The organism is Tsukamurella conjunctivitidis (assembly GCF_007858475.1).
GTDB lineage: Bacteria > Actinomycetota > Actinomycetes > Mycobacteriales > Mycobacteriaceae > Tsukamurella > Tsukamurella conjunctivitidis.
The window spans coordinates 90169-100040 of the sequence record NZ_VIGX01000014.1 but is presented as its reverse complement, the minus strand read 5'-3'; the positions used below and the strand labels follow the sequence as shown (position 1 = coordinate 100040).

1 protein-coding gene is annotated in these 9872 nt (G+C 76.7%); it reads left to right on the top strand.

All coding sequences use genetic code 11. The features are described from left to right. Nucleotides 1-150 precede the first annotated feature (150 nt). On the top strand, nucleotides 151-9855 hold the full coding sequence (locus FK530_RS19055; protein ID WP_205124223.1) for a non-ribosomal peptide synthetase: 9705 nt from the start codon (nucleotides 151-153) through the stop codon (nucleotides 9853-9855). Nucleotides 9856-9872 lie beyond the last annotated feature (17 nt).

Here is a 9872-nt window from a genome sequence, read left to right as displayed (position 1 = left end):
GACGCCGCGTACTGGCGCGCCGCCGGGCTCCCCGGCCCGGTCGCGCTGCCGGGCGGCGCACCGTCGGGCAGGGCGAACGGGCAGGTCCGCGCGCCCCTCCTGCCGTTCCTCGCGGACCGGGTCCGCAGCCTCGACGCCGAGGCCCGCGCCGTGGGCGTGCGGAACTCCACCGTCGCCGTCGTGGCCGCCGCGCTCGTGACCGCGAGGCGCACGGGCGCGGATCGCGTGCGCGTGGACCTGCCCGTGCCGGGCCGCATCGACGAGACCGGCCTCGACACCGACGGTGCCGCCGGGACCACGATCGCCGTGCGCGTCGAGCTGCCGCCGGAGGGCACCGTCCGCGACTGCCTGCGGTCCGTGGACGCCGCCTTCCGCCAGGCCTTCCTGCACCAGCGCGGTCGCCCGCTCGACGGCGAGCACGGCTCGACCGGCGTCGTGGTGAACTACCTGCAGCCGATCCCCGAGGACTTCGCCGGCGTCGCCGGCGGCACCGAGGTGATCAGCGCCGGTCCGGTCCGGCATCTCGCCTTCGTCGCGCTCGCCGCGGACGACGGGCTCACCCTCGACGTCCGCGGCCGCGCCGGTGTCTTCGACGCCGCGCAGGTCGCCGGCCTCGCCGCCGAGTGGAGCGGGGCGATCGCCGCGCTCGTCGCCGACCCCGACGCCCCGCTGGGGCCGCTGCGGCAGGCCCTGCCCGAGGCCGCCGCGCCCGCCGCGCCCGATGGGGCCGCCGCGCCCGACGGGGCGGCCGGCGGCCCGGCCACCGGCGAGGACGACGTCGCGCTCGTCGCCGAGCTGCTCGGCGGGATCCTCGGCGTGCCCGCCGTGGGACCCGACGATTCACTGTTCGACCTGGGCGGCACCTCACTGGTCGCGGTCCGCATCACCGACCGCCTCGCCGAGGTCCGCGGCGTGCAGGTGCCCGTGGTCGAGGTCTTCGACAACCCCACGCCCCGCGGCATCGCCGCGCTCCTGCGCACCGCGCCGCCCGTCGCGGCACCCGCCGACCGGCCCGCCGCCGAGTCCGGCCCCGAACCGGCCCCCGAACCGGCCCCCGAACCGGACGGCGCCGCGACCGCCGCGGAGCAGGAGGCGCGCCCCGGCGGGCCGTCCATCCCCGCGCTCGGCGACGTGGCGGAGGCGCCCGCCTCGCAGGCGCAGGCGGGCCTGTTCCGCGACTTCCAGCTCGGCGGGCCCTCGCCCGTCTACAACATGCCGCTGGTCCTCGACTTCGACGAGCCGATCGACGCCGACGCGATGGCCCTCGCGGTCCGCGACCTGGTGGTCAAGCACCGCGCGCTGCGCACCGTGCTGCGGCTGCGCGACGACGACGTGGTGCAGGACCTCACCGTCCCGATCGACGACGAGCGCCTGCTGGAGCGGCGCACCGTTCCCGCCGACGACCGCGACGACGCCGCCCGCGAGTGCGCCGCGTACGCCTTCGACCTCGCCGCCGAGCCGCCCTTCCGCGGCTGGCTGCTCGCCGACCCCGACCCGGACGAGCCCCAGCGCCTCGTCCTCGTCCTGCACCACAGCGCGGGCGACGGTGGGTCCGTCGGGCCGCTGCTGCGCGACCTCGTCGCCGCCTACGCCGCGCGCCGCTCCGGCGTCGCGCCCGACCTCGGTGCGCCCGCGGTGCAGTACGCCGACTTCGCGGCCTGGCAGCTCGCGCGCCTGCAGGACCCCGACGGGCCGATCGTCGCGCAGCGCGACTTCTGGCGCCGCACGCTCGACGGCGCGCCCGCCGAGACCGTGCTGCCCGTCGACCGCCCGTACCCCGACGAGAACGGGTTCGGCGGCGACACCGTCGATTTCGCGTGGCCCGCCGAGCTCACCGAGCGGCTCCGCACAGTCGCGCGCGGGCACGGCGCGAGCCTGTTCATGCTCCACTACGCCGCGCTCGCCGCCCTGCTCTCCAAGCTGGGCGCCGGCGACGACGTGGTGATCGGCACCGCCGCGTCCGGCCGCCCCGCGGCGTGCGACGACGTGGTCGGCATGTTCGTCAACCTGCTGCCGCTGCGCACCACCGTCGACTGGTCGGCTGAGTTCGGCCAGTACCTGCGGCGCACCCGCACGACGGTGCTCGACGCCTACGCGCATCAGGACGTGCCCTTCGGCGAGATCGTCGCGATGCAGCCCCGCGGCTCCGCCGGCCGGCACCCCGTCTTCCAGGTCATCCTCGGCTGGAACGAGGACCCGGGCTTCAGCGGCCTGCGCGACGTGCTCGGCGCCGAGGTCGTCCCGACCCCCGCCGGCACCTCCCGCGCCGACCTGCTGCTCAGCGTCACCGAGTCCGCCGAGGGCCTCACGGGCGGCGTCGAGTACCGCACCGACGTCTTCGACCGCGCGACCGTCGAGAACATCGTCGCGCGCTGGCGGCGCCTGCTCGAGCAGGTCGCCGCCGACCCGAGCATCCGCGTCGGGGCGCTCGACGTGCTGCTCGACGCCGAGCCCGAGCGGCTCGAGGCGTGGGGCGCACCGTCGGGCCCGGGGCGCACCGCGACCGTCCCCGCGCTCATCGAGAAGTGGATCGAGGCGACGCCCGATGCGCCCGCCCTCGCCGACGACGACGAGTCGCTGACCTACGCCGAGCTCGACCGGGCGGCGAACCGCTGGGCCCGGTACCTGCGCGGCGAGGGTGTCCGCCCGGGCGACGTGGTCGCGGTGACGGTGCCGCGCTCCGCCCGGCTGATCGTGGTGGAGCTGGCCGTCCTGCGGGCCGGCGCCGCCTACCTGCCGATCGACCCCGCCTACCCCGACGAGCGCCGGGCCTTCGTGCTCGAGGACGCGGCGCCGCGCCTCGTCGTGGGCCCCGACTCCGCCCCCGACCTGCAGTCCTTCGACGGTGCGCCGCTCACCGACGCCGAGCGCGGTGGGCCGCTGCGGCCCGGCGACGCGGCGTACGTCATCTACACCTCCGGCACCACCGGCACCCCGAAGGGCGTCGTGGTGCCGCACGCCGGCGCCGTCGACCTGGCCGCGGCCATCGTCACCGAAACCGGCGCGGGCGCGGGCGCGCGCGTGCTGTCGAACTTCTCCGTCGGCTTCGACATCTCCTTCTGGGACCTGCTCAGCGCCCTCGCCACCGGCGCGACGCTGCGCATCTCGGCGGAGACCCGCGTGGGCGACGAGCTCGCCGATTTCGTCGAGGCCCACGACGTCACGCACGCGCTCATCACCCCGTCGGTGCTGGCCGCGGTCACGCCCGGCCGGATGGCTTGCCTGACCTCGCTCACCGTCGGCGCCGAGGCCGTCACCCGGCCGCTGGTCGAGACCTGGGCGCCGGGCCGCCGGCTGATCAACGCCTACGGCCCCACCGAGCTCACCGTCGCCGCGACCCTCGGCCGGCTCACCGCGGGGGAGGGCGTGGTCTCCATCGGCCGTCCCATCGGCGGCGCCCGCGCGCTGGTCCTCGACGCCGGGCTGCGGCGCGTGCCGCCGGGCGTCGTGGGCGAGCTGTACGTCGGCGGGCCCGGCGTCGCGCGCGGCTACGCCGGGCGGCCCGGCCTCACCGCGTCGCGGTTCGTCGCCGACCCGCTCGGCACGGACGGCGCGCGCGTCTACCGCACCGGCGATCTGGTGCGCTGGCTCCCCGACGGCACCCTGGAGTACGTGGGCCGCGCCGACGACCAGGTGAAGCTGCGCGGCTTCCGGATCGAGCCGGGCGAGGTCGAGGCCGCGCTCGCCGCGTGCCCCGGCGTCGGCGCCGCGGCGGTCGTGGTCCGGGGCGAGGGCGCCGGGAAGCGCCTCGTCGGGTACGTCACGGGCACGGCGTCCGAGGCGGACGTCCGGGCGTACACGGCCCGGCGGCTCCCGGCGCACATGGTGCCCGCGCGGGTGCTCGTACTCGACGCGCTGCCGCTCACCGCGAACGGCAAGGTCGACCGCGCGGCGCTGCCCGCGCCCGACGTGAGCGACGAGGCCCGGTACCGGGCGCCCGGCACCTCCGCCGAGGAGGTCCTGGCCGGCGTCTTCGCCGAGGTGCTCGGCGTGGAGAAGGTGGGCGTCGACGACTCCTTCTTCGAGCTCGGCGGCGACTCGATCACGTCGATCCAGCTGGTCGGCCGCGCCCGCGCAGCGGGCCTGACGCTCACCGCCCACGACGTCTTCGCGCACCGCACCGTCGCGGGCCTCGCGGCCGTGGCGGGCGAGGTCGATCCCGCGGACGCCGTCGCCGACGACGGCGTCGGCGAGATCGCCCCGGTCCCGGTCCGCTCCTGGTTCGCCGCGCACGGCGGCACGGCCGACGGCTTCCACCAGTCGGTGCTGGTCCGCACCCCGTCGGGCGTGGGCACCGAGACCCTGCACGCGCTGACCCAGGCGATCCTCGACCGGCACGACGCCCTGCGCGCGGAGATCGGCACCGCGCCCGACGGGGGCTGGACGCTCACCGCGCGGCCCGTCGGCGCGATCGCCGCCGCCGATGTCGTGGACCGCGTCGACGCCACCGGTCTCTCGCTCGACGAGGCCGGCGCCGCGATCGCCGCCGAGCACCGCCGGGTGACCGGCCTGCTGCGGCCCGGCGCACCGTCGCCGCTGCGGATCGTGTGGTTCGACCTGGGCCCGGAACGGGAGGGCGCGCTGCTGGTGGCCGCGCACCACTTCGTGGTCGACGGCGTCTCCTGGCGCATCCTGCTCACCGACCTCGCGACCGGCTGGCACGCCGCGACCACCGGCCGGCCCGTGGTCACGGCGCCCGTCGGCAGCTCCTATCGCCGCTGGTCGACGGTGCTCGCCGACCTCGCGACCGAGGTCGGGCCCGAGGAGCTCGCGCACTGGCGATCCGTGCTCGACGGTGCGCCCACGCTGCTCGACGGTGCGCTCGACCCCGCCCGCGACACCCACGCCGCCGCCGGCCACGCCGAGCTGACGCTGTCGGCCGAGGTCGCCGGGCCGCTGCTCGGAACCGTGCCGGAGTCCTTCCACGCCGGCGTGCAGGACGTGCTGCTCGCGGCCTTCGCCACCGCGGTCGCCCGGTGGGCCGCCGAGCGCGGCCGGGCCGACGACTCCGTCCTCGTCGAGGTGGAGACGCACGGCCGCGACGAGTCCCTGGCCCCCGGGCTGGACCTCACGCGCACCGTCGGCTGGTTCACCAACGTCCACCCGCTGCGGCTGCGGCCGGGGACGGGCGACCCCGCGGCGGTGCTCAAGCGGGTCAAGGAGCAGCTGCGGGCCGTGCCGCGCGGCGGCATCGGCTACGGCCTCGCGCGCTACGGCGCCGGGAGCGGGCCGGATCGCACCGGCGCCGGGAGCGCCGCCCTCGCCGGCCTGCCGCAGCCGGAGATCGGCTTCAACTACCTGGGCCGCACCACCGGCGCGGGCGATCAGGACTGGGCGCCCGACCGCCGCTTCCCCGACCTCTCCCCGGCGCCGGACGCCCTCGCGCTCATGCACGCGCTCGAGGTGAACGCCGTCGCCCGCGACGGCGCCGACGGGCCGGAGCTCGCGGCGTCGTGGACGTGGGCGCCCGCGCTGATCGACGAGGACGCGGTGCGCCGGCTCGGCGAGCTGTGGTTCGCGGCGCTGACCGACGTGGTCGCCGCGGCCGGCAGCGGCGGCGGGCACACCCCGTCGGATTTCCCGCTGGTGGCGCTGACGACCGAGCAGGTCGAGCGGCTCGACGCCCGCTACCCGGGCCTGCAGGACGTGCTGCCGCTGACCGTGCTGCAGCAGGGCTTCCGCTACCACGCGGAGTTCGGCGACGGGCCGGACGACGATGCCGATCCCTACGTGGTGCAGACGATCATCGACTTCGAGGGCACCGTCGACGCGGACCGCTTCGCCGCGGCGGTGGGCGAGCTCATGGCCCGCCGCGAGGCCCTGCGCGCGCGGTTCGTCGCCGACGGGCTGGACGCCCCCGTCCAGGTCATCGCCGCCCCGGGGCCCGTGCCCCACCGGCACGAGGACGTGCGCGACGCGGACGACCCCGAGGCCCGGTTCGACGCGATCGCCGCCGCCGAGCGGCGCCGCGGCTTCCGCCTCGACCGCGAGCCGGGGGTCCGGTTCCTGCTGGTGCGCATGGGGGAGCGGGAGTTCCGGCTGGTGGTGACCAACCACCACATCCTGTGGGACGGCTGGTCGGCGCCCGTGATCTTCCGGGACCTCCTGGCCGCCTACGCGGGCGTCGACCCCGCCGCCCTCGCCGCGGGCCGCCCGCAGGCGAGCCTGCGCGACTACTTCACCTGGCTGCAGGGCCGCGACATCGAGGCGGCGTGCGCCGCATGGGCCGCCGAGCTCGAGGGCCTCGCGGAGCCGACGCTGCTCGCCCGCGCCCTGGGCCGCCGGCCCGGGACGCCCGCCGGGGCCGACGGCGGACCGTCGGGCGAGGGGCGCGACGAGGTCCGGGCGACGATCCCCGACAACCTCAACGCGGCCGTGACCCGGCTCGCGGGCAAGCTCGGCACCACGACGGGCGCGCTCCTGCAGGCCACCTGGGCGATCGCCCTGGGCGGCGCGACGGGCCTGGGCGACGTGGTCTTCGGGTCCGTGCAGTCGGGCCGCCCCGCGCAGCTCGACGGCGTCGAGGACCTGGTGGGCCTGCTCATCACCACCGCGCCCGTGCGGGTCGCCCTCGACCCGCGCGCGACGGTCCGCGACCTCGCCCGCGGGGTGCAGGAACAGTACGTGCGCCTGCTCGATCACCAGCACCTCGGCCTGACCGGGATCACCCGCGTCACGGGCCGCGACGAGCTCTTCGACTCGCTGTTCGTGGTGGAGAACTACCCGTCGACCGCGGGCGCGACGATCCCCGGCACCGACATCGAGGTCGTCGACGTGCGCGGCGACGACGCCACGCACTACCCGCTGCACGTCGCCGTGGTGCCGGGGAAGACGATGCACGTGCGCGCGGGCTTCCGCACCGACGCGCTGGACCGGGCGGCCGTGGAGGAGCTGATCGACCGGTGGCGGCGCGTGCTGACCGCCGCGGTGACGCGGCCCGACGCCCGCCTCGCCGACGTCGACGGCACCGGCGAGGCCGAGCGGCTGCTCGTGCGCCGCTGGGGCGGCGCCATCGGCGGCGTGCCCGCCCGCACCCTGCCGGAGCTCTTCGCGCGCCGCGCCGCGGCCCGCCCGAAGTCCCTGGCCGTCGCGGGCGACGGCACCCGGCTCACCTACGCCGAGCTCGACGCGCTCTCGAACCGGTGGGCGCGGCACTTCCTCGCCGCGGGCGTCGGCCGGGGCGACGTGGTGGCCGTGACCGCGCCGCGGTCGGTCGGCTTCGTCGCCGTGGTGCTGGGCGTCGCCAAGGCCGGTGCCGCCTTCCTGCCCATCGATGCGACGACGCCGCGCGAACGCGTCGAGGCCATGTTCGCCGACGTGCACCCGGCCCTCGAGGTCGACGGTGCGCTGCTCGACGCCGGGCCGGGCGACGTCGCGGACGGCGCCCTCTCCGACGACGAGCGGCCCGAGCTCACCGCGCAGGACGCCGCCTACGTCATCTTCACGTCCGGTTCGACGGGCGTGCCGAAGGGCGTCGTGGTGACCCACGCGGGCCTCGCCGACCTCGTGCGCTCCTTCGTCGACGAGCTGGACCTCGGCCCCGGCACGCGCATGCTGCACAACTCCTCCGTGGGCTTCGACGCCGCGGTCTGGGAGCTGCTGTGCGCCCTCACCACCGGCGGCACGCTGGTGGTCTCGGCCACGGTGCGCACCGGCCGCGAGCTGGCCGCCTTCGTGGAGAAGCATCGCGTCTCGAACGCGCTGCTCACCCCGTCGGTGCTGGCCTCGGTGCCCGCCGGGCGGATGCGCGGCCTGACCTCCCTGGTCATCGGTGCCGAGGCGGTGCCGCGGCCGCTGGTGGACCAGTGGGGGCAGGGCCGTCGCCTGCTCAACGCCTACGGCCCCACCGAAGCCACCGTCGTCGTCTCGACGGCGCGGATCCGGCCCGGCGAGACGGGGCCGGTGCCCATCGGCCGGCCCGTCCGCGGGATGGCGGTCCGGGTGCTCGACGACGCCCTGCGGCGCGTCGGGCCCGGCGTCATCGGCGAGCTCTACGTGACGGGATCGGCCGTGGCCCGCGGCTACGCCGGACGCCCGGGGCTGACCGCGGCGCGGTTCGTCGCCGATCCCTACGGCGCCGCCGGCGCGCGCATGTACCGGACCGGCGATCTGGTGCGCTGGCTGCCCGGCGGCGAGCTCGAGTACGTCGGCCGCGCGGACGACCAGGTGAAGATCCGCGGCGTGCGGATCGAGCTCGGCGAGGTCGAGGCGGCGCTCGCCGCGTGCCCCGGCGTGAGCGCCGCCGTCGCGTCGGTGCACGAGGGCGCCACGGGCGCGCGGCTCGTCGGCCACGTCGTGGCCCCGGGCCTCGCGCCCGAGGCGATCGCCGAGTCCGTCGCCCGGCGGCTGCCCGCGGCGATGGTCCCGTTCGTCGTGGTGCTCGACGCGCTGCCGGTCACCCCGAGCGGCAAACTCGACCGCGCCGCGCTGCCGGAGCCCGTCTTCGCCGCGGCGGCCGGATACCGCGCGCCGGCGAGCGACGAGGAGCGGGCCATGGTCGCGCTGTTCGAGGCGGTCCTCGGCGCCGACCGGGTCGGCCTCGACGACTCCTTCTTCGACCTGGGCGGCGACTCGCTGTCGCTGATGCGCCTGGTCGACCGGGTCGATCAGGACTTCGGCGTGCGGGTACCGATCGCGGCGCTGTTCGACAGCGCCACCCCGGCGTCGATCCTCACGTCGCTGTCGGAGGTGGGTGAGCGCCGCGCGGTGGAGGTCCCCGTCGACGACATCCGCTTCGCGCCCCGCACGCCCGACGTGACGCCCACCGGCCACGACGTGCTCATCACCGGTGCCACCGGCCTGCTGGGCGGGCACCTCGTGCGCGCGGTCCTGGACGCCGACCCGTCGACCCGGGTGTGGGCGCTGGTCCGCGCCCGCGACGAAGCGGCGGGGCTCGAGCGCATCCGCACCGCCATGCGGGGCTACGGCTCCTGGTCCGAGGGTGACGAGGCCCGGATCACCGCCCTCCCCGGCGACCTGAGCGCGCCCGCGCTGGGCGTCGACGAGGCCGTCTGGGACCGGGTGATCGCGCAGGTCGACGCGATCATCCACTGCGCGGCGCGGGTCAACCACGTCGAGCCCTACGCGCGGCTGCGCACGGCCAACGTCGACTCCACGCGCTTCCTGCTGGAGCTCGCGTCGCGGCGGCCGGGGACGGTCTTCGAGTTCGTCTCCACCATCTCGGCGGCGGGCTCCTTCGAGGAGATCCCCGACTCCGGTTACACGCAGTCCAAGTGGGTGGCGGAGCGCATCGTGGAGCTCGCCGCGGCGAGCGGTGTGCGGTCGACGATCCTGCGGCCGGGCCTGCTCACCGGCGACCTGGTCTCCGGCGCGACGAACACCGAGGACGCCTTCTGGAACCTCGTCCGGTCGATCGCGACCGTGGGGGCGGCACCGTCGGAGATGCTGGACCAGACGATCGAGATGACGCCCGTCGACCGCGCGGCGCAGGCGATGGTCGAGGAACTGCGCACCGGCACCGAGCCGCTGCGGGCCCTGGAGGTCGGCAGCGGATCCGGGCCCAGCTGGAGGGAGATCGTCGGGGCGCTGCGCCGCGGCGGCTACCCCGTGGAGCCCGTGCCCGGGGTGGAGTTCCTCGAGCGTCAGACGGCGGCCTTCCGGGACCGGCCCGAGGTGGCGGAGTCGCTCGCGCGCGCCATCCTGCTCATCCGTGCGGGTCTCGAGCGCGATACGTCCGGTACCGGCGGGGCGTTCATCCCCACCGCCGTCGCCGACGGGCGGATCGGGCTCGACGGTGACCGGGGGCCCGTCGGGGACGCCGGCCTCGACGTCTACGTCGACTACTTGGTGCGCATCGGCTTCCTGCCCGCCGCCGGGAAAGGGGCCGACGTGTGATGTGAGACGTTGCACGT